This window comes from Mesorhizobium sp. ES1-4, assembly GCF_020164745.1.
Classification (GTDB): Bacteria; Pseudomonadota; Alphaproteobacteria; order Rhizobiales; family Rhizobiaceae; genus Mesorhizobium.
Genome location: NZ_JAIUGV010000041.1, coordinates 1 through 1,490, shown reverse-complemented (window position 1 = coordinate 1,490; position 1,490 = coordinate 1). Strand labels below are relative to the sequence as shown.

Below are 1,490 nucleotides of genomic sequence, written 5' to 3'. Positions count from 1 at the left end.
GCTGTTCAAATTCGCCTTGCCGGCATGGGACCCCATCGCTGTCATCACAGGAAGCAGTACGTGGGAGGGGAACTGCTCGCAGTGATGAATCGTGTTCCGAGCCACTACCCATTCAGTTTCGTCCCAGTTGTTACCTCCCGTATTCAGGTTGCGGTCGAACCGCGGGAAGGCCGAACTAGTGATTTCCAGGCGAATTTGATGGCCGGCCGGAAACCAATTACTTGTGGCGTCGAGATCAATCTCGATTTTGCATATAACGCTCGGTTCCATGAAAACAGCCCGATCAAAGCCCTCGCGATAGCGGACGCGCAGTATCCCGTCCACCACGTCAATCGCACGGCCATCGGGATGTACGTCCAACAGTCTGGCCACGAAGTCCGTGTCCGGGGCCGAAGAAGAGACGAAGAGGACCGCCCGGACAAATCCGGTAACCTCCATGCCCTCTGTGAGGGGCGGTGAAGTGAAGCAGAGGACGTCTGGACGAAGCTGGACGTCCTGGTAATCGCGGGGTCCTATAGTAGTTCCACTTGACTTCCCGCCGTCCATCCCCAAGAACGGCGCCGGATCCCCAGGGTCGTAGGTAAACGTGTCAGCCGGCTCGTCGGCACTCGGAGGCTCTACATCAAGAGTCCCGTCGCCTAGACGGGTCGCGGCATTCCCGCCGCTGCGGAGGAACCAGTGCTGCAGTTCCACACCAAGAGGGGGCCATTCTGACGCGGCACGCCACTCGTTGCGACCCATCACGTAGTACTGGACGCGGGGCATTCCCTCGATCCGGTCGGGCTTGTCGTTCAGCCAGCAGTCGAACCAGTCCAGGTAGATCTGCCAGCAATCCAGGCGCGCGTCGCCCAGCTCGCGCTCGCCGATAACCGTCGGGGCTTTGAGACTCTCGGTGCCACAATGCGTGGCTGGCGACAGAATGATATGTTGGTGATCGCGTGCCGCCGGGCTCAATCCGCGAGCACTAAAAACGCGCTGCTGGTGAAGCGCGTCGGCAGCCCCCACGTCGTACCACGAGTTCACGAACAGGGCTGGGACGTCGATGGTCGAGTCCTCGCTAAGCATCCCATTCCGATCCCCCCAGGGATCGCCTGGGTCACGCGAGACCCAGTCCTCCCAGTCAGTCGGCGGTCCCCCAAGGCTCTTAAGCATGTTGACGAGCGGCAGCGACGCGAAAGCCCGCTGATACTCCTCATCGCTTTTCGGTTGCACTCGGGACCGGTCCTTCGCTGCGGTTTGGTGGAACCAGGGGACAAACGCGGCAACCTCCACCGCACCGCCGAGACGGAGATCCCCGTTGCGATATCGCCCTCCGGCAGAGCCGTTCGCGCCGCCCGATCCCTGCGCAATTGCGCATCGGTGGGCTGGATGGCACAACTGCGCCAGCAAAACCTGCGCGATACCAAGCGCCGAGCACCCATATGTGCCCACGCGTCCATTCGACCATGGCTGCTGCGAAATCCAGGACAGCGTGTCATAACCGTCGTCCC

The 1,490-nt window shown here is 61.4% G+C and carries 1 protein-coding gene; it reads right to left on the bottom strand.

The window, feature by feature from the left end; genetic code table 11:
- Positions 1–1,490: CocE/NonD family hydrolase (locus tag LB556_RS31520; protein ID WP_140671269.1), on the bottom strand; the 1,490-nt coding region annotated here is incomplete at both ends.